Origin of the sequence: Christiangramia aquimixticola (assembly GCF_048285835.1) — a bacterium.
In the GTDB taxonomy this organism is placed as follows: domain Bacteria; phylum Bacteroidota; class Bacteroidia; order Flavobacteriales; family Flavobacteriaceae; genus Christiangramia; species Christiangramia aquimixticola.
Map to the genome: position 1 here is coordinate 1 of NZ_JBLVTL010000303.1, position 284 is coordinate 284.

Consider the following 284-nt stretch of genomic DNA (forward strand, 5'->3'; position numbering starts at 1 on the left):
TTTTCTAACATGGCCGCGATCATGGCTTGGCGGATGACGGAAGTCCAGTGCTTGTCACTCTCCTCTTTTCCTATTCCAAATACAGGCAAGGCGTCATGCTTGTAGCTGATCACATAATCATCCATTTCCCCTCGGATTACTCGTACCAAGTGCTCAAGCGTAAAGCGTTCGTTGGTTTGCTTCACCGCCTCCAAGGCAATGACTATGTAATCCAATCCTTCAAATGTCTCGCGCTCCCGCTTGCAGTTGTCACAAAATCCACAATCCTCATTAAGTGTTTCTCC

At 47.5% G+C, this 284-nt stretch carries 1 protein-coding gene; it reads right to left on the reverse strand.

Features of this window, described 5'->3' with window-relative positions; translation table 11 throughout:
- A partial coding sequence (locus ACNKXV_RS14575; protein WP_417908420.1) for an RQC domain-containing protein occupies positions 1 to 284 on the reverse strand: 284 nt, incomplete at both ends.